We start from the raw sequence: 25,372 nt of genomic DNA on the forward strand, positions 1-25,372 counted from the left end.
ACCGGCGCATCGTCGTCCCCGTGCCATGAACGACATTTGGCATGGAGACGCACGACCGTGAGCACCTATCCCAAGCCGGCGGCAGGCGCGCCCAATTTCCCGGCGCTGGAATCCGACGTCCTTTCCTACTGGGCGGACGACGACACGTTCCGCGCCAGCGTCGAGCGCCGCGAAGGCGCGCCGGAGTACGTCTTCTATGACGGACCGCCGTTCGCCAACGGCCTGCCGCACTACGGCCACCTGCTCACCGGTTATGTCAAGGACATCGTGCCGCGGTACCGCACGATGCGCGGCTACAAGGTCGACCGCCGCTTCGGCTGGGACACCCACGGGCTGCCCGCGGAATTGGAGGTGCAGCGCCAACTCGACATCACCGACAAGGCGCAGATCGAAGAGATGGGCATCGGTGCGTTCAACGATGCGTGTCGTGCCTCGGTACTCAAGTACACCGAGGAGTGGCGTGCATACGTGACGCGCCAGGCGCGCTGGGTGGATTTCGAGAACGACTACAAGACCCTCGACCTGCCGTTCATGGAGTCGGTGATCTGGGCATTCAAGCAGCTGTGGGACAAAGGCCTCGCCTACGAGGGCTACCGGGTGCTGCCGTACTGCTGGAACGACGAGACCCCGCTGTCCAGCCACGAACTGCGGATGGATGACGACGTCTATCAGAGCCGCCAGGACCCGGCCATCACGGTCGGTTTCCGGATCAGAGAAGGCCCGCTGGCCGATGCCTACCTCCTGGTGTGGACGACGACGCCGTGGACGCTGCCGTCCAACCAGGCCGTGGCCGTCCATCCCGACATCGAATACGTCGCGGCGCAGGCGGAGGGCCGGCGGTATGTGCTGGCCAAGGCGCGGCTGGCGGCATACGCGCGCGAGCTCGGAGAAGAGCCCGAGATCCTGGCCACCTATTCGGGTGAGGACCTGCTCGGCACCCGCTACCTGCCGCCGTTCCCGTATTTCATGGACGCGGCCAACAGCTTCCAGGTGTTGGCGGGCGAACACGTGACAACCGAGGACGGCACCGGCCTTGTGCACATGTCGCCCGCGTACGGCGAGGAGGACATGGGCGTCACGACGCCTGCGGGCATCGTCGCCGTCACCCCTGTGGATCCACGGGGCCGGTTCGACGCGACTGTGCCCGACTACGTCGGCCAACACGTGTTCGAGGCCAATCCGCAGATCATCCGCGACCTGAAGAACCAGACCGGTCCCGCGGCGCAGAACGCCCCGGTGCTCGTGCGGCACGAAACCTATGAGCACTCCTATCCGCACTGCTGGCGGTGCCGCAACCCGTTGATCTACCGGGCGGTTTCGTCGTGGTTCGTTAAGGTGACCGCGTTCCGTGACCGCATGGTGGAGCTCAACCAGCAGATCACCTGGTATCCCGAACACGTCAAGGACGGACAGTTCGGCAAGTGGCTCTCCAACGCGCGTGACTGGTCGATCTCTCGAAATCGCTTCTGGGGCAGCCCGATTCCGGTGTGGACTTCCGATGACCCGGCCTATCCACGCATCGACGTGTACGGCAGCCTCGACGAACTCGAGCGCGACTTCGGGGTGCGGCCGGACAACCTGCACCGCCCCTACATCGACGAGTTGACACGGCCCAACCCCGATGACCCGACCGGCAGGTCGACGATGCGGCGCATCCCGGACGTGTTCGACGTCTGGTTCGACTCAGGGTCGATGCCGTACGCGCAGGTGCACTATCCGTTCGAGAACGCCGACTGGTTCGAGTCGCACTTTCCCGCAGACTTCATCGTCGAATACATCGGCCAAACCCGCGGCTGGTTCTACATGATGCACGTGCTGGCGACCGCACTGTTCGATCGCCCGGCGTTCAAAACCTGTGTGTCACACGGGATCGTGCTGGGTAACGATGGCCAGAAGATGAGCAAGTCGCTGCGCAACTATCCCGACGTCACCGAGGTCTTCGACCGCGACGGCTCAGACGCCATGCGCTGGTTTCTGATGGCTTCGCCGATCCTGCGGGGCGGCAACCTGATCGTCACCGAACAAGGCATTCGGGAGGGTGTGCGGCAGGTGCAGCTGCCGATCTGGAACGCATACACGTTCCTGGCGCTCTACGCGCCGAAGAAGGGCAGCTGGCGCACGGACTCCACCCACGTGCTGGATCGCTACATTCTGGCCAAGCTCGCACAGCTGCGGGACGACCTGACCGCCTCGATGGATGTCTGCGACATCTCCGGCGCGTGTGACGAGCTGCGGCAGTTCACCGAGGCCTTGACGAACTGGTATGTGCGGCGGTCGCGTTCGCGGTTCTGGGAGGAGGACGCCGATGCCATCGACACGTTGCATACCGTTCTGGAGGTCGCGGGCAGGCTGGCCGCGCCGCTGCTCCCGCTCGTCACCGAGGTGATCTGGCGCGGCGTCACCGGCGAGCGGTCGGTCCATCTCGCCGACTGGCCCGAATCGGCAGACCTGCCCCACGACGCCGACCTGGTCGCCACCATGGATCAAGTTCGCGAGGTGGCCTCTGCGGCGTCGTCGCTGCGCAAGGCGAAAAAGCTGCGGGTGCGCCTACCGCTGCCCAAACTGACCGTCGCCGTTGATGGCCCGAGCCGACTCGAGCCGTTCCGCGCTCTGCTCGCCGACGAGCTGAACGTCAAGGAGGTAGAACTCACCGACGACATCGCGACCTACGGCCGCTTCGAGCTGACGGTCAACGCCCGTGCGGCAGGCCCGCGCATCGGCAAGGACGTGCAGGCCGCGATCAAGGCGGTGAAGGCGGGCGAGGGCGTGGTCAACGCCGACGGCACCTTGACCGCGGGCCCCGCAGTACTGCTGCCCGCGGAGTTCAGCTCCAGGCTCGTGGCAGCAGACCCCGAATTCACCGCGGCGCTGCCGGAGGGTTCGGGGCTCGTGGTGCTCGACGGGACGGTCACGCCCGAACTCGAGGCCGAGGGCTGGGCGCGGGACATGATCCGGGAGTTTCAAGAAGCCCGACGCCGGTTCGGTCTCGACATTGGAGACCGCATCGAATTGGAGTTGACAATTCGGGAGCTGCCCAGGGGATGGCGCGATGGGCTTCGCGACCTGATCGCGAATGAACTCTTGGCAACGAACTTCGAGCTCAAGGAAGACGCAGATCTGCAGTTACGGGAACCGGATGATTCGGGTCTTGACATGGCAAGCGGTCGTCTGAGTCTTCAAACGGACGCGGATGGTTGGTTTACTGGCTCAGTTGGTGGCGGCTACCCATTCCGGCTGAGGAAGACCGACCGGCGCTCTTAGCTTGTCGTCTGTAGCTTGCTGGCGTACGTGAAGATTGCGCATGCGGTCGTGATCACGCTCAGACCACCGACCATGAGTGCAATATTGGGGCGAAGTGGCTACCGCGAAGGTCTAGGAGACTGCTGAATTAGTGGCGTTGGGGCGGGGCGCCTCGAGCCGTCGTGCGGCGGTGTGAAGTCAGACCCGTGGGTCGACAGAAGAGGTCGCCCCGCCGAAATCGAGCGTGACACTGGATCTCGCGGTCGGCAAGGCCGGAATCCAACTGTGTTAGGCGATAGCCCAGGTAGTTCCGGTGTGAGTCAGGCCCAGTGAGATGAGGCGACGCAGGTTGAGTGCGGCGCTGCGGTGGTGCAGCCAGTGGTCGTTGCGGGTGACGCCGCGGTAGCGGACTCTGCGGTTGTTGCGGGTGAGCCAGGCGATGGAGCGTTCGACCATGGGCCGATGCTGGCGGTACTCGGCTTGCCACTCGGGGTCGCGTGCTCGACTGCGGGCTGCGCGCTGCAGCGGTTCGTACTCACTGAGGGTGAGTTTGCGTCCGTTAACCGCGGTAGTGCATTGAGACGCTAAAGGGCATGAGCGGCAACGTGTTGTGAAACCGACTCCGCCGCTGGGCGGAATCGGCAGCGTGTGGTTGGCCGGGCAGGTGACGGTGCGGGCGTCGAAATCGATGGTGAAGTCATCGGTGGTGAATCCGCCGGGTACCGGGGAGCGCAGGGGTATCGGTTTGATGATCGTGGTGTGCTTGGCCTCGGCGAGCGCAGCGCGAGTCGCACCGGTGCCGTAGGCCGAATCGCCGAGCACTCGCACCGGGCTCGGCTCGTCCTCCAGGAGGGCCAACCCGATGACGGCTTCGTGGTTGTCAGATCCGCTGGCTTTGGTCAGCGCGCAGTCGGTGATGATCCCGGTGTCGGGTTCGATCGCGAGGTGGGCTTTGAACCCGTCCTGACGGCGGTGCACCGTCTTATGGGCGTGGCGGCTGTCGGGATCCACAGTGGAGATCACCCGATCCGGGGCGACCTTCTGCGCGATACGCCAGTGCCCGTCGGTGCCATCGGAGCCCTCGACCGGTTCGACGTCCTGGCCGGCGATCAGCGCCAACAACGCCACCGCCTCAGCAGCCCGAGGATCGAGTTCGTGCTCGGGTAGATGCCCGAGCACTCGATGAGCATCACTGACCAGGCCATCTACCAATGCGTCACGGGCGGCCTTGTCGTTCCAGGCAATCGCGGGCTTGCCCGGGTCGTCGTAATCGTGAGCAGTGCAGTGCTGTTCGATCACCGCCGCGGCGGCGGGAACCTCGCGGCGGACCCGCCGGATCGCGGCGATCAACTGAGTCACGGTGTCCTGAGTAGCCACCGCATCATCGAGGACGGTGGAATCCAACGCCCGCCGCGTCTTCTTGGCCAACACGCCGGTCTCGGTGACGACGGCTTTGACCGCCTCAAAGATTCGGTTCGGCCGAGCTGAGGCCGCCAGTCGGCGCCGCCAGTAGGTCAACGTCGTGGAGTGAAACGCCGGTGCGGTGATCGGCAATCCGCAGGCCGCCTTCCACCGCAGGTCAAAGGTGACCGCGTCGACGGTCTCGTTATCCGACAGGCCGTGCAGCGCCTGCAGGGTGATCACGCTGGCCATCACCTCAGCCGGAACACTGGGCCGACCCCGCCGCGAGGGAAACAGATCGGCGAACATCTCCTCAGGAAACAACTCACTCCGATGTGCGGACAGGAACGCAAACACACTGTCGGACTTCAGAAGATGCCCGGCCACCGACTCGGCATCCAACAACTCTCGCTGATCATCAGATCGACCCTGCACCATCTAATGATCCCGAAAACCCCAGCACAAGCACCCCCGCCACGCCGCAATAATTCAGCAGTCTCCTAGCGGCGCAGCACCGCGGCGGCGACCTCGGCGAAGTCGGCCAGCACATCGCGGATGAACCGGGTGCGCCGGTAGCCGATCGCGTCGAGCAGCGGGCCGTGGTCGAACGACACCACGACGGTGGCGCCGACCGCGGTCACCCACCAGAAGGCGAACGCGAGCGCCCGTGCCCCGATGCGTGACCGGGCGAAGCCGGCCCGCAGCCGATCGACCTGGAACCGGACGTGCGGGTGTTCGTCGGCGACGATCCGGTCGGCGACCGCCCGTGTGACCGCGTCGGGGCCGGAGCCGGCCAGGCCGCCGTAGTAGGAGAGCGCGACGACCTCGGCCACGGTCAAGACCATCAACTCCGTCCGCAGACCCATCAGCCTGCGCAGCCGCACGAACACCGCATCCGACCAGTGCGTGCGCATCGGTCGGCCGTCGAGATAGCCGAGCAGTCGCAGGAGCAGTGCGGCGTGCTGCTGCTCTTCCGCCACGAAAAGCCGCGCGGCGCGCAGATATTCGGGATCGCCCGCGCGAGCGGCCTTGCGCAGCAGCTGTTCGCCGTCGCCGCTCTCACCGAGCTGGAACCGCCGGATCGATTCGATGAGCGGCCGCCGCACCGAGTCGGATATCTCGCATCGGCCGTCGAAGTCGATGGCCGCGTCGTTGACGGCGTGCACCTTGTGGTTCTGCTCGAAGTGCTCGACCCACCGGCCGAAGGTGCCGACTTCCCTCACCTCTTGCGTCATGTTCGCCAGGCTAGCGTCCTAGCATCGAAAGGTGTGGCCACGCGCTGGGTACTGCACCTCGACATGGATGCGTTCTTCGCGTCGGTCGAGCAGCTGACCAGACCCACGCTGCGTGGACGCCCGGTGCTCGTCGGCGGCCTGGGTGGCCGCGGTGTGGTCGCAGGGGCCAGTTACGAATCGCGGGTCTACGGCGCGCGGTCGGCGATGCCGATGCATCAGGCCCGAAGGCTGGTCGGCCCGACCGCCGTGGTCCTCCCACCGCGTGGCGTGGTCTACGGCGTGGCCAGCAGGCGGGTGCTCGATACCGTTCGCGCCGCGGTGCCCGTGCTCGAGCAGTTGTCCTTCGACGAGGCTTTCGGCGAGCCCGCCGAACTGGCAGGCGCGAGCGCGCAGGACGTGGAGGCGTTCTGCGAGGGGCTGCGGGGCAGGATCCGCGAGGTGACCGGACTTGTCGCCTCCGTCGGGGCGGGCTCGGGCAAGCAGATCGCCAAGATCGCGTCGGGGTTGGCCAAACCCGACGGAATCCGGGTGGTTCGGCGCGACGAGGAACGCGTGCTGCTCGACGGTCTGCCCGTCCGGCGGCTGTGGGGCATCGGCCCGGTCGCCGAGGAGAAACTGCACCGGCTAGGCATCGAGACCGTCGGCGCCTTCGCCGCACTGTCGGACGCCGAGGCGGCCAATATCCTCGGCGGCACCGTCGGGCCCGCGCTGCATCAGCTGGCACGGGGAATCGACGACCGTCCGGTCGCCGAGAACGGGCCTGCCAAGCAGATCAGCGCCGAATCCACGTTCCCCGAAGACCTGACCACCCTGGAGCAGCTGCGCGAGGCCATCGGCTCGATCGGCGACCACGCCCACACCCGCCTGGAGAAGGACGGCCGCGGAGCGCGCACCGTCACCGTCAAGCTCAAGAAGTCGGACATGAGCATCCTGACCCGCTCCGCGACGCTGCCGTATGCGACCACAGACGCCGCCACCCTGACCGCGATAGCGCGCAGACTACTGCTCGACCCCATCGATGTCGGGCCCATTCGCCTTGTCGGCGTCGGCTTTTCGGGACTGTCGGAGGTCCGGCAGGAGTCGTTGTTCCCCGACCTGGAACTGATGGCCGAGGAGGTGTCGGACACCGGGCTGCCGCAGACGCTGCGCCAGGTCGCGGAGCGGGCTCCGGCCTGGCGGATCGGCGACGACGTCGTGCACACCGACTACGGCCACGGCTGGATCCAGGGCGCTGGCCACGGGGTGATGACGGTGCGGTTCGAGACGCGCGGCACCGGTCCCGGGCCGGTCCGGACGTTCAGCGACGACATCGCCGATATTCGACGCGCAAACCCGGTCGACAGCCTGGACTGGGCGGACTACATCGACCGGTTGGGCGCTGAGTCACCCCCACCTGGCGATGACGTCGTCGACGGACGAGCCGCTCGCCAGGGCAGCGATCAGTAGCACGCGGGCCTGCGCAGCGTGCAGTCGCGGCACCATCACCGCGCCCGCGTCGACAAGCTCGCGTCCCGGCCCGTAACCGGCGCTGACCTTCGCGCCGGGCACCCGCGTCGAGACGGCGACCGCCACCCCGTTGCCACAGTGCCGCCGCACCGCCGCGATCACGGCCGCCCCCGCGTTGCCCGACCCGAGGGCCTCCAACACGATTCCCCTCGCGCCCGCCGCCACACAGGCGTCCATCGCGACCGCGTCGGCGCCCGGGTACACCGCAAGTGTGTCCACCCGCGGCGCGTCCGCGCTCGGCAGTTCCCCGAGGAACGGCCGGTCTTTGACGGCCGTAACCGTGAAGCGCCCGTCGTCGACCGTGCCGATCGCCACCCCGGCGAAACCGGAGAGATCGGTGGTCGCGACCTTCCGCAGACCCAGCGGCTGCCACACCGTGCAGGCGAGCGTGACCAGCACACCGAGATCTCTGGCCTGCGGGCTCGCGGCGACGGCCAGCGCGTTGCGCAGATTGCCCGGCCCGTCGGCATCGGGCGCGTCCGAGCTCCGCAGGGCGCCGGTGATCACGACGGGCACCCGGCCCTCATACGTCAGCTCCAGCCACAGCGCTGTCTCCTCCAGGGTGTCGGTGCCGTGGGCGATGACCACACCGTCGACGTCTGAGTGCTGTGCGACCGCTGAAGTGGCCGTTCGCATGGCATCCCAGTCGGCGGGTGTCAACTGCGAGCTGTCCAGCGACATCAGGTCGACGACGTCGACGTCGAGCCCGCAAACAAGGTCTGCGCCGCTGTTAGCGGGCCGTTTGACACCGTCGGCGCCGGTGCTGCTGGCGATCGTGCCGCCCGTGGTGATGACGACGAGGCGGCTCACGCCCCCATCATTGCAAAATCGCGCCCTGGAATGATGGGGGAGTGACTGATGAATCGGCCGTCGACGTCGAACAGAAGCCTCGCCGTCGAATCCGGCTCCTGGTGACGGTGGCAGCCGTCATCCTCGCACTCGACATCGTCACGAAAGTTCTCGCGGTGAGGCTGCTGACGCCTGGTCAGCCGGTCTCGATCATCGGCGACACCGTGACGTGGACACTGGTCCGCAACTCCGGCGCCGCTTTCTCGATGGCCACCGGATATACGTGGGTGCTGACGCTGATCGCCAGCTGTGTGGTCGTCGGCATCATCTGGATGGGCAGGCGCCTTGTGTCGCCGTGGTGGGCGCTGGGCCTCGGCATGATCCTCGGCGGTGCGATGGGCAACCTGGTGGACCGGTTCTTCCGCTCTCCCGGGCCGTTGCGGGGCCACGTGGTGGACTTCCTCTCCATCGGGTGGTGGCCGGTGTTCAACGTGGCCGACCCGTCGGTGGTCGGCGGGGCCATCCTGCTGGTCGTGTTGTCGCTGTTCGGATTCGACTTCGACACCGTGGGGCGGCGGCGGCCCGGCGATGATCCGGAACCGGAGGCAGTGAGCGAACGTGAGGCCGAATCCTCCTGATGGACACCCGCTCGATGCCTGTGCCGGAGGGACTGGCGGGGATGCGCGTGGACGCCGGACTGGCCCGGCTGCTCGGCCTGTCCCGCACCGCCGCGGCGGCGCTGGCCGAAGACGGCGGTGTCGATCTCGACGGTGCTCCGGCGGGTAAGTCCGACCGTCTGACCCCCGGCGCGTGGTTGGAGGTGCGGCTGCCCGAAGGTCCTGCGCCGGTGGAGAACACGCCCGTCGAGATCGAGGGCATGACCATCCTTCACTCCGACGACGACATCGTCGCGGTCGACAAACCGGCGGGGGTCGCGGCGCACGCGACCGTCGGCTGGCACGGGCCAACGGTGCTCGGTGGCCTCGCGGCCGCGGGATTCCGGATCACCACATCGGGAGTCCACGAGAGGCAGGGGATCGTGCACCGTCTGGACGTGGGGACGTCGGGCGTGATGGTCGTGGCGCTCTCCGAGCGCGCCTACACCGTCTTGAAGCGAGCCTTCAAGCAGCGCACCGTCGAGAAGCAGTATCACGCGCTGGTGCAAGGACATCCGGATCCGTCGAGCGGCACCATCGACGCGCCGATCGGTAGACACCGCGGCAACGACTGGAAGTTCGCGGTCACGCAGGGCGGCAGGCACAGCGTCACCCACTACGACACGCTGGAAGCGCACCAGGCGGCCAGCCTGCTCGACATCGAGCTGGAGACCGGCCGCACCCACCAGATCCGCGTCCACTTCGCCGCGCTACACCATCCCTGCGCGGGCGACCTCACCTACGGTGCCGACCCGGTGCTCGCCAAAAAGCTTGGCCTGGAGCGACAGTGGCTGCACGCCAGGACGCTCGCGTTCGCCCATCCCGCTGACGGCCACCGCATCGAGATCAGCAGTCCGTATCCCTCCGATCTGCAGAACGCCCTCGAGGTCCTGCGCCACCAAGAACTGTGAGCGACGAACGGCGGCGCTCAGGGCTGCTGTTCGGTGCGGGCGCCTACATCTGGTGGGGGCTCTGCCCGGGCTTCTTTCTTCTCCTGCTGCCCGCCACCGCGCCGGAGATCCTGGCTCACCGTTTCGTGTGGAGCGCGGTGCTGCTGGTGGTACTTCTCGCCGTGGTGCGCCGGTTGGGCGATCTGCGTAGGCTGCGCGGCCGCACCTGGCTCCAACTGCTCGCGGCGTCGGTGTTCATCGCGCTGAACTGGGGCACGTACATCTGGGCGGTCACCCACGGCCACGTCGTCGACGCCGCTCTCGGCTACTTCATCAACCCGTTGGTCACCGTCGCGCTTGGCGTGGTCGTCTTCCGCGAACGGCTCAACCGGTGGCAGCTCCTTGCGCTCCTCCTCGCCGTCGTGGCCGTCGGCGTCCTGACCGCCGAAGTGGGCGACGTCCCCTACGTCGCACTGATCCTGGCGTTCTCCTTCGGTCTCTACGGGCTGATCAAGAAGGTGGTCGACGCCGATCCGCGGGTGAGTGTGACGGTGGAGACGCTGTGGGCGCTTCCCGCCGCGCTCGGGTACATGGTCTGGCTCCAGGTCACCGATGCGGCCCACTTCGTCGACTACGGGGTTGGGCACGCCGCACTGCTGCTTCTCGCCGGTCCGGTGACCGCGATCCCGCTGCTGCTCTTCGCGGCGGCCGCGCAGCGGTTGCCGCTGGTGACCTTGGGCCTGCTGTTCTACCTCAACCCGGGACTGCAGATGGCGTGGGGGGTTTTCGTCGGACACGAACCGATGCCGCCGGGCAGATGGGTCGGCTTCGCGCTGATCTGGGTCGCGTTGGCCGTCTTCACCGGCGACGCGCTCTGGCGGGCCCGGCGAAACTCGCAACAAGCGCAGGCAACTGACGAAGAAAGTGTGCGAATGTCCGACACCGGCCGCTCCTCTAGTCGGTGAGCACCGCCCAGCCCGGGTGGTGACCACCGATGCGGAGATCCACGATGAGCGCTCTCAATGTGCTGCGAGGACTGCTCGGTCGCCAACTGTCGATTCGGTCCCGACCGAAACGTCATGGCGGTGACGAGGTCACAATCAACGCAGAGGAGGACAACAACATGCGGTATTGCCTGTTGATGCACTACCAGGAAGGCCCCGAAGCCGGTCTCACGGAAGAGGACATGGCTCCCGCCATGGCCGCCTTCGCCGCATATGCCGACGAGCTGTCCGCGGCCGGTGTGCTGATCGGCACCGAGGTGCTCGATTCCGCCCTGTCCACCACGACGGTGACGGGCCGCAACGGCACACCGGAAATCCAGGATGGCCCGTTCGCCGATACCAAGGAGAAGCTCGGTGGCATCTTCGTCATCGAGGTCGACAACCTCGACGAGGCGATCAAGTGGGCGCAACGCAACCCCGCCAACGGCTGGGGTTCGATCGAGATCCGCCCGGTGGCACGGACATACGCCGCGGAGCGCGGGTGGTACAACCCGTAAGGGTCCAGCAGCGGGTAGCCGACCTCGTTCACGACTCGTACGGTCGGCTGCTCGCGCTGCTGGCGGAGCCCACCCGTGATATCGCCGCAGCCGAGGATGCGCTGGCCGATGCGCTGGAGCGCGCGCTCGTGCGGTGGCCCGACGAGGGCATCCCCGTCAATCCAGAAGGGTGGCTGCTCACCGTCGCGCGCAACCGCCTGCGCGATCTGTGGCGGTCGCATGCCCACCGAATGACCGGTCCGCTGGACGAAAACCACGACGCTGCAATCGAAGTCGACGACATGCCCGCGATACCTGACCGGCGGCTGGAACTGATGCTGGTCTGCGCGCATCCCGCGATCGCCCCGAACATCCGTACGCCGCTGATGCTGCAGACGGTGCTGGGCGTCGAGGCGGCCGCAATCGCCGAGGCCTTCGCGGTCGAACCGGCCGCGATGGCTCAGCGGCTGGTGCGTGCCAAGAAGCGCATCCGCGACGCGGGTATCGGGTTCGCCCTGCCCGCACGCGACGATTTACCCCTACGACTGGCCGCGGTACTCGAGGCGGTCTACGGCGCCTACGCGATCGACTGGCAGCGCACACCGCAGATGGCGCCGATCGAAACACTGTCGGCCGAGGCACTCCACCTTGCCCTTGTGCTCGCCGAACTGTTGTCCGACGAGCCGGAGGCGCTCGGATTGGCGGCGCTGGTGTGCCTTTCCGAGGCGCGCAGGCCGGCCCGGTGCGTCGATGGCCGTTTCGTTCCGCTCGACGAGCAGGATTCGACGCGCTGGAATGCCACGCTGATCGCCCGCGGCGAGGAGCTGTTGCGACGGGCGCATGGGATCGGGCGACCTGCCCGCTTCCAGTACGAGGCCGCGATTCAGTCGGCGCACTGCACGCGCCCGACGGAGCTGCCCGCCTTGCGCAAGCTTTATCGCGCCCTGCTGCGCGCGGCACCCTCGCTCGGCGCGGCCGTCGCGTCGGCCGCGGTGGAAGGACAGATCGACGGACCGGACGCCGGACTTCGCGCGCTGGCGGCGATCGACGACCCGGCGATCGACCGTTTCCAGCCGGCATGGAGCACTCGGGCCCACCTACTTGCCGAGGCTGGCCGGACACAGGCCGCAGCGGACGCGTTTCGTGCCGCGATCGGGCTCACGACCGACCCGGGGGTCGCGGATTACCTGCATTCGCGCCTCGGCGCGCTACTCGGCTGACTCGCGTCCAAGGAAGGTCAGTGGATCGCCGGCTGACCGAGGAGCAGGTCGCGTTGCCGACGACCGGCTGCTGCTCGAGCTGTCCGACAGCCTTCACGCCACCTGCTCGGTCGACGACGAACTATGGGATCGGCTCGCTGCCCACTTCCCTGACGAGGCGATACTGGAACTCCTGATGCTGGCGGGAACGTATCGGACGGTGAGCTATCTGGTCAACGGCCTCGCGCTGCCGCTCGAGGCAGGCGCAAGGCGGTTCGCGGGATAACGCGGACGGTTGAAAGACACGCATCGCGACACGCCCGAACTCGTCGGTCGGCGGCCATAGACTGGCGTCCCTATGAGCGGCTCCTCTTCGCGGTCCTTCGTGCACCTGCATAACCACACCGAGTACTCGATGCTCGACGGCGCCGCGAAGATCGCTCCGATGCTGGCCGAGGCTCAGCGGCTGGAGATGCCGGCGATCGGCATGACCGACCACGGAAACATGTTCGGCGCCAGCGAGTTCTACAACTTGGCCACCGATGCCGGAATCAAGCCGATCATCGGCGTCGAGGCCTACATCGCGCCGGGATCGCGCTTCGACACCAAGCGCATCCTGTGGGGCGACCCGGGTCAGAAGGCCGACGACGTGTCCGGCAGCGGTTCCTACACCCACCTGACGATGGTGGCGGAGGACGCGACGGGCGTTCGCAACCTGTTCAGGCTGTCGTCGCTGGCATCCTTCGAGGGCCAGTTGGGCAAGTGGTCGCGGATGGACTCCGAGATCGTCGCCGAGCACGCCGCGGGCATCATCGCCACCACCGGCTGCCCGTCCGGCGAAGTGCAGACCCGGCTGCGGCTCGGCCATGCCCGCGAGGCGCTGGAATCCGCCGCGAAGTGGCGGGAGATCTTCGGCGCGGACAACTACTTCCTCGAGTTGATGGACCACGGCCTCTCGATCGAGCGCCGGGTCCGCGACGGGTTGCTCGAGATCGGTCGCAAGCTCGACATACCGGCCCTGGCAACCAACGACTGCCACTACGTCACCCGCGACGCCGCGCACAACCACGAGGCGCTGCTGTGCGTGCAGACGGGCAAGACCCTGTCGGATCCGAACCGGTTCAAGTTCGACGGCGACGGCTACTACCTCAAGTCCGCCGCGGAGATGCGGTCGCTGTGGGACGACGAGATCCCCGGGGCGTGCGATTCGACGCTGCTCATCGCCGAACGCGTGCAGTCCTACAAGGACGTGTGGGAGACCCGCGACCGGATGCCCGTGTTCCCAGTGCCCGAAGGTCACGACCAGGGGTCCTGGCTGCGCCACGAGGTCGATGCGGGGCTGGCCCGCCGATTTCCGGCAGGCGTGCCGTCGGCTTACGTGGAGCGGGCCGCCTATGAGATCGAGGTCATCTGCGCCAAGGGCTACCCGTCGTACTTCCTGATCGTGGCGGACCTCGTGGGGTATGCGCGGTCGGTCGACATCCGGGTGGGTCCAGGCCGCGGGTCGGCGGCAGGGTCGCTGGTGGCCTACGCGCTGCGCATCACCGACATCGACCCGATCGAGCACGGGCTGCTGTTCGAGCGCTTCCTGAACCCCGAACGCGCATCGATGCCCGACATCGACATCGACTTCGACGACCGCCGTCGCGGCGAGATGGTCCGCTACGCCGCCGACAAGTGGGGTCATGACCGGGTGGCGCAGGTCATCACCTTCGGCACTATCAAAACCAAGGCCGCACTGAAGGATTCGGCTCGAATTCACTACGGACAACCGGGCTTCGCGATCGCCGACCGCATCACCAAGGCGCTGCCGCCGCCCGTCATGGCCAAGGACATCCCGCTGTCGGGCATCACCGACCCGACGCACGCCCGGTACAAGGAAGCCGCCGAGATCCGCGGGCTGATCGACACCGATCCCGACGTCCGCACCATCTACGAGACGGCCCGCGGCCTCGAGGGCCTGATCCGCAACGCCGGCGTGCACGCCTGCGCGGTGATCATGAGCAGCGAACCGCTGACCGAGGCCATCCCGCTCTGGAAGCGGCCGCAGGACGGCGCCATCATCACCGGCTGGGACTACCCGTCCTGCGAGGCCATCGGCCTGTTGAAGATGGACTTCCTCGGGCTGCGCAACCTGACCATCATCGGCGACGCACTGGAGAACATCAAGGCCAACCGGGGGATCGAACTCGACCTGGAGTCGCTGCCGCTCGACGACGGCCCGACGTACGAATTACTCGGCCGCGGAGACACTCTCGGCGTCTTCCAGCTCGACGGCGGCCCGATGCGCGACCTGCTGCGCCGCATGCAGCCGACCGGGTTCGAAGACGTCGTCGCTGTCATCGCGCTGTACCGGCCGGGACCGATGGGCATGAACGCCCACAACGACTATGCCGACCGCAAGAACAATCGCCAGGCCATCAGGCCGATCCACCCCGAGTTGGCCGAACCACTGGCCGAGATCCTGGCCGAGACCTACGGGCTGATCGTCTACCAAGAGCAGATCATGCGCATCGCGCAGAAGGTGGCAGGCTACTCGCTCGCCCGAGCAGACATTCTTCGCAAGGCCATGGGCAAGAAGAAGCGCGAAGTGCTCGACAAGGAGTACGCGGGTTTCTCGGAAGGCATGAAGAACAACGGATTCTCTGCCGCAGCCATCAAGGCGCTGTGGGACACCGTGCTTCCGTTCGCCGACTACGCGTTCAACAAATCGCATGCCGCAGGCTACGGGCTGGTGTCCTACTGGACCGCCTATCTCAAGGCCAACTATCCGGCTGAGTACATGGCCGGGCTGCTCACGTCGGTGGGCGACGACAAGGACAAGGCCGCGGTCTACCTGGCGGACTGCCGCAGGCTTGGCATCACCGTGCTGCCGCCTGACGTCAACGAGTCCAGCCTGAACTTCGCCTCGGTCGGCGAGGACATCCGCTACGGGCTCGGCGCCGTCCGCAATGTCGGCGGGAACGTCGTTGCCTCGATGATCAACTCACGCACGGACAAGGGGAAGTTCATCGACTTCTCCGACTACCTCAACAAAATCGATATCGGCCCGTGCAACAAGAAGGTCACCGAGTCGTTGATCAAGGCCGGTGCTTTCGACTCGCTCGGTCATCCCCGCAAGGGGCTTTTCCTGGTGCACACCGACGCCGTCGACTCGGTGCTCGGCACCAAGAAGGCCGAGGCGATGGGCCAGTTCGACCTGTTCGGCGGGGCCGATACCGCCACCGACGCGGTGTTCACCATCAAGGTCCCCGACGAGGAGTGGGAGGACAAGCACAAGCTCGCCCTCGAGCGGGAGATGCTCGGCCTCTACGTGTCCGGTCACCCGCTCAACGGCATCGCCCATCTGCTGGCCACGCAGGTGGACACCCAGATTCCGTCGATCCTCGACGGCGATGTGCCCAACGACGCGCAGGTGCGGGTGGGCGGGATTCTGACCGGGGTGAACCGTCGGGTCAACAAGAACGGAATGCCTTGGGCCTCCGCGCAACTGGAGGACCTGACCGGCGGCGTCGAGGTGATGTTCTTCCCTCACACGTACTCCAGCTACGGCGCGGAGGTGGTCGACGACGCCGTCGTGCTCGTCAGCGCCAAGGTCAGAATCCAGGACGACCGGATCTGTCTGATCGCCAACGACCTTGTGGTGCCGGACTTCTCGAATGCCGCCATGGATCGGCCGCTGGCGGTGAGCCTGCCGACGCGGCAGTGCACCATCGACAAGGTCAACGCCCTCAAGCAGGTGCTCGCCCGCCACCCGGGCACCTCGCAGGTCCACCTGCGGCTGATCAGCGGCGAGCGCATCACCACGCTGGAACTGGATCAGTCGCTCCGAGTCACCCCGTCGTCGGCTCTGATGGGGGATCTGAAGGCGCTGCTCGGTCCCGGCTGCCTGGGGTGATGGCCGCGGCCGCCGCCTGATCAACCCAAGACATTCACCGCTCTCGAGATGACGAGCGCGGCGGTGGACAGCGCGACCATCGCCTGCACGGTCATCAGCGCCTTGGCCCAGCGGGCGAGCGGCATGGTGTCGGTGGGGGAGAAGGCCATCACATTGGTCACGCTGACATACAGATAGTCGACGAAAGTCGGACGCCAATCCGGCTTTGCCACATGAGGAGTCGTCATCTGGGGGAAGAGGAAGTCGGGGTAGGGCCGCTCACCGGCGTGCCTGGCGAACGGACCGCCGCGGTCGAGTTCCCAGTACCAGATGCCGAACACGATGATGTTGGTGACGAAGATCGCCGCGCCGCTGCCGAGCAGAACGGCCGCGTTGTTGCTGACCTCGCCGCTGATGATGCGCACGTCAAGCAGAACCGCCGACGCGGTGTTGTCGATGGTGATCGCCGCCAGCAGCCCCCAGGTGGCATATCGGCCGAGACGCGTCCGGCGCGACATGACCCGCGGGTTGATCGCCAGCAGTGCCACCATGAGAAGCGCCTCGAGAACCAGTAACGGCCACCGAGGTACGACGGTGTAGGCCCTGGGTATGGCGACCTGCTGCGCCATCACCGCCAGCACGGCCAGGCGTACCGGTATCGCACTCTCCGGGTCGCCATGCCGCACCCAGGCAGGTACCCGTCGTCCCGCGTCGGCTGTGAGTTCGCGAAGCGAAGCGGAGCAGACGCTCGCGGCGCAGATCGGATTCCGGTGAACCGTTCATCTGCACAGTGTGATTGCCTAGGTTGTGAATCATGAGCACATCGGATCGGCCTGCCACTCTCTGTGAAGCCTTTCAACGGATCGCCGCCGTCGAGCCGGACGCCGTCGCGCTGCGGACGCCCGGCGACGCGAAGACCCTGACCTGGCGGGAGTACGCCGAACAGGTGCGTCAGGTCGCGGCCGGGCTGGCCGGGCTCGGCGTCAAGCGCGGCGACACGGTCTCGTTGATGATGGCCAACCGCGTCGAGTTCTATCCGCTCGAGGTCGGTGCGCAACACGTCGGTGCGATCTCGTTCTCGGTCTACAACACCCTGCCAGCCGAGCAGTTGGTTTACCTGTTCGACAACGCCGACACCAAGGTGATCATGTGCGAGGCGCAGTACGTCGAGCGTATTCGCGCCAGCGGTGCCGACATCGATCACATCGTCTGCCTGGACGGCTCACCCGAAGGCACGATGTCGGTGGCGAACCTCATCGCAGCGGGCGCTGATGACTTCGACTTCGAGGCGTCGTGGCGGGCAGTGCAATCCGATGATGTGGCCACATTGATCTACACGTCGGGCACTACGGGGAACCCGAAGGGCGTCGAGGTGACGCACGCGAACCTGTTGTTTCAGGCGTATGCGATCGACGAGGTGCTCGGAGTGCGGTTCGGCGACCGAAGCACGTCGTTTCTGCCCACGGCGCACATCGCCGACCGGATGGGTGCGCTGTATCTGCAGGAGGTGTTCGGCACCCAGATCACGACGGTCGATGACCCGCGGGCCATCGCGGGCGCACTGCCGGATGTGCGACCGACGATCTGGGGTGCGGTACCTCGGATCTGGGAGAAGTTGAAGGCGGCGATCGAGTTCGCCGCTGCCAACGAGCCCGACGAGACCAAGCGCATGGGTCTGCAGTGGGGACTGTCGGTCGCGCGCAAGAAGGCCGATGCGTTGGTCGCCGGTGAACCACTCGACGACGCTGCGGACGCGGAATGGGCGAAGGCCGATCAGCTGGTGTTCTCGAAGCTGCGGGAGAAGTTGGGCCTCGACCAGATGCGGCATGCGGTGTCGGGAGCGGCTCCGATCCCGAAGGAGACCCTGGCGTTCTTCGTCGGGTTGGGTATTCCGATCGCCGAGGTCTGGGGGATGTCGGAGCTCAGCTGCATTGCGACAGTGAGCCATCCGTCGGAAACCCGGTTGGGCACGGTGGGCAAGCTGGTGCCGGGCATGGAGGGCCGGATCGCCGACGACGGGGAGTTTTTGGTGCGCGGGCCGCTGGTGATGAAGGGCTATCGCAAAGAGCCGAAGAAGACCGCGGAGGCCGTCGACGAGGACGGGTGGCTGCACACCGGCGACATCATGGAGGCGGACGAGGACGGCTACCTGAGGATCGTCGACCGCAAGAAGGAGCTGATCATCAACGCGGCGGGAAAGAACATGTCGCCCGCCAACATCGAGAACACGATCAAGGCATCGTGCCCGCTGATCGGGGTGATCCTCGCGGTCGGCGACGCGCGCCCGTACAACACCGCCCTGATCGTTCTCGACGCCGAATCGGCGGCGCCTTGCGCGGCGCAGCGCGGGCTGGCCGATGATTCGCCGGAGACCCTTGCCGCGCATCCGGAGGTGATCAAGGAAATCGCGGCCGGTGTTGCCGAAGGCAATACCAAGCTGGCGAAGGTCGAGCAGATCAAGCGGTTCCGGGTGCTGCCGACGTTCTGGGAGCCCGGCGGCGACGAGATCACGTTGACGATGAAGCTCAAGCGCAAGCCGGTCCACGAGAAGTACCGCGCCGAGATCGACGAGCTCTACGCCGCAGACGTCGCCGATGCGGTTCACGAGCCGAAGGCAACGAGCCCAGCGCAATGACGTCGCGTCACGTCAGTGTGTGGGTCGAGGCGGCGCCGGACGTCGTGTACGCCATCGCCGCCGACCCGGCGCAGCTGCCCCGATGGGCGTCCGGACTGGCGCAGGGGGCGCTGCGGCAGACCGCGGACGGTTGGGTCGCCGATTCGCCGATGGGTGAGGTCGTCATCGAGTTCGCGCCGGCCAACGAGTTCGGGGTGCTCGACCACGTCGTGCGGATGCCGTCGGGTGAGGCCGTCTACAACCCCATGCGAGTGCTGCCTGCGGGGGAGAATGAGCCGCGCTGCGAGGTGGTGTTCACCGTGCGACAGCGTGCGGGCATGACCGACGAGGAGTTCGACAGGGACGCGGCGACGGTGGCCGCCGACTTGAACCGGCTGCGACAGCTCGCGGAGAGCTAGCGCCGCGAAGCGGCGACGCGCAGGCCGAGTCCCACGGCGGTGGCGGATGCGGCCGCGGTCAGCACGGCAGGCGCAGCGGCGCCTGTCACGACGCCGACCAGGACGAGCACGACAGCGCCGACCAGCAGTGCGGCCAGCTTGTACATCGGCCAGGGCACTCCGGCGATCAGCACTTCGTCGCGGACGGTCATAGTTTCACGATAGCTCGTAAGGCATATTTCGGCTACCCGAAACGCCGGATCAGGCCAGGCGGTTTGGCTAGCCCGCCTAAGCTGGCGGCATGCCGCTTTCCGCAGAATATGAGCCGAGCGCATCCGAATGGGTGCGCGACCACGTCGACAAGATCGAGCAGTCGGGCGGCTCGGATTCCGAACTTAACGGCAAGCCTGTCGTCGTGCTGAACACCATCGGCGCCAAGAGCGGCAAGCTCCGCAAGACACCGCTGATGCGAGTCGAGCACAACGGCGAATACGCTGTGGTCGCGTCGCTGGGCGGCGCTCCGAAGAATCCGGTCTGGTACTACAACGTCAAGCGAAATCCGCGAGTCGAGCTGCAGGACGGCGACACCACCGGCGACTACGACGCCCGCGAGGTTTTCGGCGACGAAAAGGCAACCTGGTGGGACCGGGCCGTGGCGGCCTGGCCGGACTACGCCGACTACCAGAAGAAGACCGACCGCGAGATCCCGGTCTTCGTGCTGACACCGGTCGGCTGAATTCAGTTTTGGCGGGGAAACCCCCAAGTGGCACCATTGATCGGTGCCCGTGCAAGTGAGTCAGAGCCCCCGTACGTCGCCGCCGGTGTCCGCGGCCGACATCGATGCGGCCGCTCAGCGAATCTCCGACGTGGTGACCCGCACCCCGCTGCAGTGCAGCGAACGGCTCTCCGAGGCCGTCGGCGCAACGGTGTACCTCAAGCGGGAGGACCTCCAGGCGGTCCGCTCCTACAAGCTGCGCGGAGCCACCAACCTGCTGAGGCAACTCTCGCAGGACGAGATCGCCGCCGGGGTGGTGTGTTCGTCCGCGGGTAATCACGCCCAGGGCTTCGCGATGGCGTGCCGGTCGATGGGCATCCGCGGCCGGGTGTATGTGCCCGCCAAGACGCCGAAACAGAAGCGCGACCGCATCCGCTATCACGGTCGTGAGTTCATCGAGCTGATCGCCATCGGCAAGACCTACGACGAGGCGGCGGCCGCCGCGCTCGACGACGTGGCGCGCACGGGGGCGACTTTGGTGCCGCCGTATGACGATCCCCGCACGATCGCCGGCCAGGGCACCATCGCCGTCGAGCTTCTCGATCAGCTCGAGGGCGAGCCCGACCTGGTGATCGTGCCGGTCGGGGGTGGCGGCTGCATCTCGGGCATCACCACATACCTCACCGAGCGCGCTACCCGCACGTCGATTCTGGGCGTCGAGCCTGCCGGCGCAGCGGCGATGATCGCCGCACTCGCCGAGGGCCATCCCGTCACGCTCGAGCATGTGGACCAGTTCGTCGACGGCGCCGCGGTCAGCCGGGCAGGCGAGCTGACCTACGCGACGTTGGCCGCTGCCGGCGACATGGTGTCGCTGACGTCGGTGGACGAGGGCGCGGTGTGCACGGCCATGCTGGATCTGTACCAGAACGAGGGCATCATCGCCGAGCCCGCCGGTGCGCTGTCGGTGGCCGCGCTGCTGGAGGCCGACATCACGCCTGGGTCGACTGTCGTCTGCCTGATCTCGGGCGGAAACAACGATGTGTCACGGTACGGCGAGATCCTCGAGCGGTCGCTGGTGCACCTCGGGCTCAAGCACTACTTCCTCGTCGACTTCCCGCAGGAGCCGGGTGCGCTGCGCCGGTTCCTCGACACCGTGCTCGGCCCGAACGACGACATCACGCTGTTCGAGTACGTCAAGCGCAACAACCGGGACACCGGCGAGGCCCTCGTCGGTGTCGAGCTCGGCTCGGCCGCCGACCTCGACGGCCTGCTGGAACGGATGAAGGCGTCCGACATCCACGTCGAGACCTTGGAGCCGGGCTCGCCGGCCTACCGCTACCTGCTCTAGGCGGCCGGGGATACCGGTGACGACCCGGTCCGCAGCACCGCGAATGAATGCCCGTCCAGTCGGGTGGCGTCAGCGTTCGCGGTCGGTTCCCCCCATGCCAGCACGACCTCACCGGACACCGGCACCGTCACCTCGTCGGCGTTCATATTGCACGCGATCGCCAGTGACCCGCGGTGCATCACGAGCCATCGCTTGTCCTCGTCGAAGTCGATCTTCAGATTGTCCAACCACGGATCGGCCATGTCCGGTTCGTCGCGCCGCAGCGCCAGCAGGCCGTGGTAGACGCGTCGCAACCGGCCGTGATCGCCGTCGTCGACCTCGTGCCAATTGAGCTTCGAGCGAAGGAACGTCTCCGGGTCCTGTGGGTCGGGGATTTCGTCGGCGTCCCAACCGTGTTCGGCGAACTCCCGTTTGCGGCCCTCGGCGGTGGCTCGCGCCAACTCGGGTTCGGGATGGCTGCTGAAGAACTGGAACGGGCTGGACGAGCCCCACTCCTCACCCATGAAAAGCATTGCCGTATAGGGTGAACCGAGCGCGAGAGCGGCCTTGACCGCTAGCTGACCCGGCGTCAGGTTCTGCGAAGGCCGGTCACCGACGGCTCGGTTGCCGACCTGGTCGTGGGTGAGCGTGTACGCCAGCAGTCTGGTCGCGGGGATCATGGCGGTGTTCAGCGGCCGCCCGTGCCTCCTGTGCCGGAACGACGAGTACGTGCCCGCATGGAAATAGCCCTGCTTGAGCGTTTGTGCCAGCGTCTCGAGCGAACCGAAATCGCTGTAATAGCCCTGCCGTTCGCCGGAAACCGCCGCGTGGATCGCGTGATGGATGTCGTCGTCCCACTGCGCGGTCATTCCGTATCCGCCACGGTCGCGGGGAGTGATCAGGCGCGGGTCGTTCTTGTCGCTTTCGGCGATCAGCGACAGCGGCCTCCCCAGTTCTGCTGCCAGCGCGTCGGTGTCTGCGGACAGTTCCTCGAGGATGTGCAGCGCAGTCGTATCGACCAGCGCGTGCACGGCGTCCAGACGTAGCCCGTCGGCGTGGAATTCGCGCATCCAGCGCAGCGCGCAGTCGATGATGTAGCGGCGCACCTCGTCGGCGTCAGCGTCTGCGATGTTGATCGACTCGCCCCACGGGTTGCTGCCGGTCGACAGGTACTGCCCGAACCTCGGCAGGTAGTTGCCGGACGGCCCGAGATGGTTGAACACCGCGTCGATCAGCACGCCGAGCCCGCGGTTGTGGCATGCGTCGATGAGCCGGACCAGCCCGTCCGGCCCGCCGTACGGCTCGTGAACGGCGTACCAGAGCACTCCGTCGTAGCCCCAGCCGTGTGTGCCGCCGAAGGCGTTGACCGGCATGAGCTCGACGAAGTCGATACCGAGATCAACCAGGTAGTCGAGTTTTTCGATGGCCGAGTCGAAAGTGCCCCCCTGGGTGAAGGTGCCGACATGGAGTTCGTAGATCGCCCGGCCTTCGATCGAGCGACCCCGCCACTCGGGGTCGGTCCATGCGTCGGGAGCCGGCTGCCACAGCTGCGAGCGTTCGTGCACGCCGTCGGGCTGTCGCGGCGACCGCGGATCGGGAAGAACTGTGGAGTCGTCGTCGAGCACGAAGCCGTACCGGGCGTCGATGGGTGCGTCGACGTCGGCACGCCACCAGTCGTCGTCGGTGCGCGTCATCGGGTACAGGGTGCCCTCGACGTCGAGTTGCACGTTGTGCGGCCGCGGCGCCCATACCGAGAATTCAGTCATCGACCCGCTCCAGCAGGGCGACGGGCAGCTCAGCGAACAGCTCGGCCGAAAGGACTTTCCCGCGCAACCGCCCATCACTCAACCGGTTTCGCCACGTGCCCTCGGGAAGCGTCAGCGACGTGTCGCCCCAACCGGTTTCGGCCAGCCGGACGGAATGCCGGGTCACGGCGGTCACCACATCGGATCCGCGTGCGAACGCCACCACGTGAGCCCTCGCATCGCTATCGGCGACCAGAGGGCGGTACTCGGCGCCGACGAACACGTCCGGCCTGTCCCGACGTAGCCGCAGTGCGGCCGCCACCACGCGAATCTTGGCATCGCCGCGGGCCGAAAGTGCTTCCCGGCGCGCGGCGAAGTCGACCGGTCTGCGGTTGTCGGGATCAACGAGGCTGTCATCCCACAGCTCGGTGCCCTGGTACACATCGGGAATACCGGGTGCGGTCAGCTGGATCAGTTTCTGGCCGAGGCTGTCGCTGCGGACATGCTCGTCGAGCCGGGCCACCGTCGTCGTCAGCTCCGTTGCGATCGGGCCGTCGATGATGTCGTCGATCCAGGTGTGCACCTTGTGCTCGAAGTCGGTGTTCGGTTCGTTCCAGTTGGTGTGGACGGCGGCTTCCCGGATCGCCTTCTCGGCATACGCGTGCAGGCGAGTGCGCAGGTCGTCGGTCACTGTCCCGTCAGCCGGCCAGACGCCGAAAATGTTCTGCCACAGGAACAGGCCGGTCATCGGGTCCGGCGACGGGATGCGTTGCTCCCATGCGCCGACGAACTGCGCCCACAGCGATGGCACCTGTGACAGGACACCGATTCGCGCCCGCACGTCCTCGCCGCGTTTGGTGTCGTGGGTGCTGAGCGCCGTCATCGCCTGCGGCCACAGCGCACCGCGCGTCGTGGCGCGCTGGTGGAACTCGGCCACGCTGACTCCGAAGCGGTCGGGTTCACCGCCGACTTCGTTCAGCGATACCAGCCGCGGGTCGCGGTAGAACAGGCAGTCCTCCATCGACTTCGCCGTCGCCGCTCCGCACAGCTGCTGCAGGCGCACAGCTGCCTCGCCGCTGTCACCGACCGCCGCCGAGAGCACCGCGAGGGCATCGGCCAGATCCGGTCGGGCTTCGGCGGTTTCGGCCAGCGCAATCGCCAGCACGGACGCCAGGCTCAGATAGTCCGACCGGTACACGCCGATGTGGCTCAACAGCTCGGCGACCGCCTCGCCCAACTGCGGATGCGGGTGGCCGGTGGCGGCCACGATGGTGCGGCACAGCCGCTGCTGTTCGCTGTGCAGGGTGTCGGTCACCGCGCTGGCCTTCAGGGAGCGGGCCAGCCGGGGCATCTCGTCGTAGGATGCGCCGGTCGAATCGACAAGGGCGGTGAGTGGCTCCTCACCCGTCGGATCGACGAACACGCCGCCGATTTCGCGCAGCGCGTCGTAACCGGTCGTGCCCGCGACGGGCAGGCACGGGTCGAGGGGCTCGTCGACGGCGAGGATCTTCTCGATCACGATCCACGCCCGCGGCCCGGTGATCTCGCGCAGCCAGCGCAGATAGCCCGTCGGGTCGGCGAGGCCGTCGGGATGATCGATGCGGACGCCGTCGACGAGGTCCTCGTCGAACCAGCGCTTCACCTCGACGTGCGTGGCATCGAATACCGCGCGATCCTCCTGGCGGAGTCCGGCAAGCGACGTGATCGAAAAGAATCGCCGGTAGCCGCAGACTCCGTTGCGCCACCCGATCAGCTGGTAGTGCTGACGGTCGTGCACCTCTCGGCCGGTGCCCGAACCCGTGCCCGGTGCGACGGGGTAGGCGAGGTCACCGAGCCGCAGCATGTCCCCGTCGACCACGAGATCGTCGACGTCGGTGTCAGAACCCAGTACCGGCAGCATGATTCGACCGTCGGCGAGCGTCCAGTCGATATCGAAGTAGGCCGAGTACACGGAGTCCCGGCCGTGGGTCAGGACGTCCCACCACCACTTGTTCTGCTGGGGGTTCTCCACGCCGACGTGATTCGGGACGATGTCGACGATCAAACCCATCCCGCGTGATTTCGCCGCCGCTGACAGGCTCGCCAGCCCCTCGGCGCCGCCCAGGTCGGCCGACACCGACGTCGGATCGGTCACGTCGTAGCCGTGCGTCGAGCCTGCCGCCGCCGTCAGGATGGGGGACAGGTACAGATGTGACACACCGAGATCGTCGAGGTAGGGCAGGACAGCCTCGGCGTCGGCGAACGTGAAGGCGTCACCGCGCATCTGCAGTCGATACGTCGACACAACGGGAGAAGGCATG

At 66.9% G+C, this 25,372-nt stretch carries 19 protein-coding genes; 12 read left to right on the top strand and 7 right to left on the bottom strand.

Annotated features, from left to right (window positions below):
- Positions 1-36: 36 nt before the first annotated feature.
- The gene (gene ileS, locus C6A82_RS12640) at positions 37-3,261 is read left to right on the top strand and encodes an isoleucine--tRNA ligase (RefSeq protein ID WP_199193758.1); all 3,225 of its coding nucleotides are present in this window, start codon (positions 37-39) and stop codon (positions 3,259-3,261) included.
- Positions 3,262-3,528: 267 nt separating this feature from the next.
- Here the strand turns inward: ileS and C6A82_RS12645 are convergent, their stop codons facing one another.
- Positions 3,529-5,076 carry an IS1182 family transposase gene (locus tag C6A82_RS12645; RefSeq protein WP_311101844.1) on the bottom strand — a complete coding sequence of 516 codons (1,548 nt, stop codon included), beginning with the start codon at positions 5,074-5,076 and terminating at the stop codon, positions 3,529-3,531.
- 65 nt (positions 5,077-5,141) lie between these two features.
- The gene (locus C6A82_RS12650) at positions 5,142-5,876 is read right to left on the bottom strand and encodes a hypothetical protein (protein WP_105343749.1); all 735 of its coding nucleotides are present in this window, start codon (positions 5,874-5,876) and stop codon (positions 5,142-5,144) included.
- A 63-nt stretch (positions 5,877-5,939) separates the two neighbouring features.
- Here C6A82_RS12650 and C6A82_RS12655 point away from each other — a divergent pair, with 63 nt between their 5' ends.
- Positions 5,940-7,322, top strand: a complete 1,383-nt coding sequence (locus C6A82_RS12655; protein WP_233216843.1) for a DNA polymerase IV — start codon at positions 5,940-5,942, stop codon at positions 7,320-7,322.
- Here the strand turns inward: C6A82_RS12655 and C6A82_RS12660 are convergent.
- On the bottom strand, positions 7,260-8,192 hold the full coding sequence (locus C6A82_RS12660) for an asparaginase (RefSeq protein ID WP_105343753.1): 933 nt from the start codon (positions 8,190-8,192) through the stop codon (positions 7,260-7,262). The two genes, C6A82_RS12655 and C6A82_RS12660, sit on opposite strands and share 63 nt — an antisense overlap.
- A gap of 17 nt (positions 8,193-8,209) precedes the next feature.
- On the opposite strand from C6A82_RS12660, the gene lspA reads away from it, so the two are divergent.
- The 6 genes from lspA to dnaE all read left to right on the top strand — a co-directional run bounded on the left by lspA (position 8,210) and on the right by dnaE (position 16,294).
- A complete protein-coding gene (gene lspA, locus C6A82_RS12665) occupies positions 8,210-8,809 on the top strand; it encodes a signal peptidase II (protein ID WP_199193677.1) in 600 nt (199 codons plus the stop codon).
- Entirely contained in the window at positions 8,809-9,738 is a 930-nt protein-coding gene (locus C6A82_RS12670; RefSeq protein ID WP_105343757.1) for an RluA family pseudouridine synthase, read from the top strand. The genes lspA and C6A82_RS12670 overlap by 1 nt, the downstream gene beginning before the upstream one ends.
- Positions 9,739-9,761: 23 nt before the next feature.
- Complete coding sequence (rarD, locus tag C6A82_RS12675) at positions 9,762-10,682, top strand: EamA family transporter RarD (RefSeq protein ID WP_105343765.1); 921 nt, start codon at positions 9,762-9,764, stop codon at positions 10,680-10,682.
- 44 nt (positions 10,683-10,726) lie between these two features.
- Positions 10,727-11,218, top strand: a complete 492-nt coding sequence (locus C6A82_RS12680) for a YciI family protein (RefSeq protein WP_311101810.1) — start codon at positions 10,727-10,729, stop codon at positions 11,216-11,218.
- A 47-nt stretch (positions 11,219-11,265) separates the two neighbouring features.
- Positions 11,266-12,417, top strand: coding sequence for a DUF6596 domain-containing protein (locus C6A82_RS12685; protein WP_233216844.1), 1,152 nt, complete (start codon positions 11,266-11,268; stop codon positions 12,415-12,417).
- A gap of 337 nt (positions 12,418-12,754) precedes the next feature.
- A complete protein-coding gene (gene dnaE / locus C6A82_RS12690) occupies positions 12,755-16,294 on the top strand; it encodes a DNA polymerase III subunit alpha (protein ID WP_105343761.1) in 3,540 nt (1,179 codons plus the stop codon).
- A 20-nt stretch (positions 16,295-16,314) separates the two neighbouring features.
- Here the strand turns inward: dnaE and C6A82_RS12695 are convergent, their stop codons facing one another.
- Positions 16,315-17,034 carry a hypothetical protein gene (locus tag C6A82_RS12695; protein WP_105343763.1) on the bottom strand — a complete coding sequence of 240 codons (720 nt, stop codon included), beginning with the start codon at positions 17,032-17,034 and terminating at the stop codon, positions 16,315-16,317.
- Positions 17,035-17,087: 53 nt separating this feature from the next.
- Here C6A82_RS12695 and fadD11 point away from each other — a divergent pair, with 53 nt between their 5' ends.
- Together fadD11 and C6A82_RS12705 are read left to right on the top strand one after the other, a co-directional pair.
- Positions 17,088-18,908: a fatty acid--CoA ligase FadD11 gene (gene fadD11, locus C6A82_RS12700; RefSeq protein ID WP_311101811.1), complete on the top strand. Its 1,821-nt coding sequence runs from the start codon at positions 17,088-17,090 to the stop codon at positions 18,906-18,908.
- Positions 18,905-19,306, top strand: a complete 402-nt coding sequence (locus tag C6A82_RS12705) for an SRPBCC family protein (RefSeq protein ID WP_105342296.1) — start codon at positions 18,905-18,907, stop codon at positions 19,304-19,306. The genes fadD11 and C6A82_RS12705 overlap by 4 nt, the downstream gene beginning before the upstream one ends.
- Here C6A82_RS12705 and C6A82_RS12710 read toward each other — a convergent pair.
- Positions 19,303-19,497: a hypothetical protein gene (locus tag C6A82_RS12710; RefSeq protein ID WP_105342299.1), complete on the bottom strand. Its 195-nt coding sequence runs from the start codon at positions 19,495-19,497 to the stop codon at positions 19,303-19,305. The genes C6A82_RS12705 and C6A82_RS12710 overlap by 4 nt on opposite strands.
- An 89-nt stretch (positions 19,498-19,586) precedes the next feature.
- Between C6A82_RS12710 and C6A82_RS12715 the strand changes: the two genes are divergently transcribed.
- Positions 19,587-20,021: a nitroreductase family deazaflavin-dependent oxidoreductase gene (locus tag C6A82_RS12715; RefSeq protein WP_105342300.1), complete on the top strand. Its 435-nt coding sequence runs from the start codon at positions 19,587-19,589 to the stop codon at positions 20,019-20,021.
- 43 nt (positions 20,022-20,064) lie between these two features.
- Positions 20,065-21,348: a threonine ammonia-lyase IlvA gene (ilvA, locus tag C6A82_RS12720; protein ID WP_105342302.1), complete on the top strand. Its 1,284-nt coding sequence runs from the start codon at positions 20,065-20,067 to the stop codon at positions 21,346-21,348.
- On the opposite strand, the gene treZ is transcribed toward ilvA, so the two are convergent.
- Positions 21,345-23,093 (bottom strand): malto-oligosyltrehalose trehalohydrolase, encoded by a 1,749-nt coding sequence (gene treZ / locus C6A82_RS12725; RefSeq protein WP_105342308.1) that lies wholly within the window; start codon positions 23,091-23,093, stop codon positions 21,345-21,347. The genes ilvA and treZ overlap by 4 nt on opposite strands.
- Positions 23,086-25,371, bottom strand: a complete 2,286-nt coding sequence (treY, locus tag C6A82_RS12730; RefSeq protein WP_311101812.1) for a malto-oligosyltrehalose synthase — start codon at positions 25,369-25,371, stop codon at positions 23,086-23,088. Before treY ends, treZ begins: the two co-directional genes overlap by 8 nt.
- Position 25,372: the final 1 nt, after the last annotated feature.

The organism is Mycobacterium sp. ITM-2016-00318 (assembly GCF_002968285.2).
In the GTDB taxonomy this organism is placed as follows: domain Bacteria; phylum Actinomycetota; class Actinomycetes; order Mycobacteriales; family Mycobacteriaceae; genus Mycobacterium.

Coding starts and splice junctions, on each gene's coding strand:
- C6A82_RS12705 (WP_105342296.1), top strand. CDS start 18,905: ATGACGTCGCGTCACGTCAGTGTGTGGGTCGAGGCGGCGCCGGACGTC.
- treY (WP_311101812.1), bottom strand. CDS start 25,371: ATGCCTTCTCCCGTTGTGTCGACGTATCGACTGCAGATGCGCGGTGAC.
- C6A82_RS12655 (WP_233216843.1), top strand. CDS start 5,940: ATGGATGCGTTCTTCGCGTCGGTCGAGCAGCTGACCAGACCCACGCTG.
- C6A82_RS12650 (WP_105343749.1), bottom strand. CDS start 5,876: ATGACGCAAGAGGTGAGGGAAGTCGGCACCTTCGGCCGGTGGGTCGAG.
- dnaE (WP_105343761.1), top strand. CDS start 12,755: ATGAGCGGCTCCTCTTCGCGGTCCTTCGTGCACCTGCATAACCACACC.
- C6A82_RS12670 (WP_105343757.1), top strand. CDS start 8,809: ATGGACACCCGCTCGATGCCTGTGCCGGAGGGACTGGCGGGGATGCGC.
- C6A82_RS12715 (WP_105342300.1), top strand. CDS start 19,587: ATGCCGCTTTCCGCAGAATATGAGCCGAGCGCATCCGAATGGGTGCGC.
- C6A82_RS12710 (WP_105342299.1), bottom strand. CDS start 19,497: ATGACCGTCCGCGACGAAGTGCTGATCGCCGGAGTGCCCTGGCCGATG.
- C6A82_RS12680 (WP_311101810.1), top strand. CDS start 10,727: ATGAGCGCTCTCAATGTGCTGCGAGGACTGCTCGGTCGCCAACTGTCG.
- treZ (WP_105342308.1), bottom strand. CDS start 23,093: ATGACTGAATTCTCGGTATGGGCGCCGCGGCCGCACAACGTGCAACTC.
- fadD11 (WP_311101811.1), top strand. CDS start 17,088: ATGAGCACATCGGATCGGCCTGCCACTCTCTGTGAAGCCTTTCAACGG.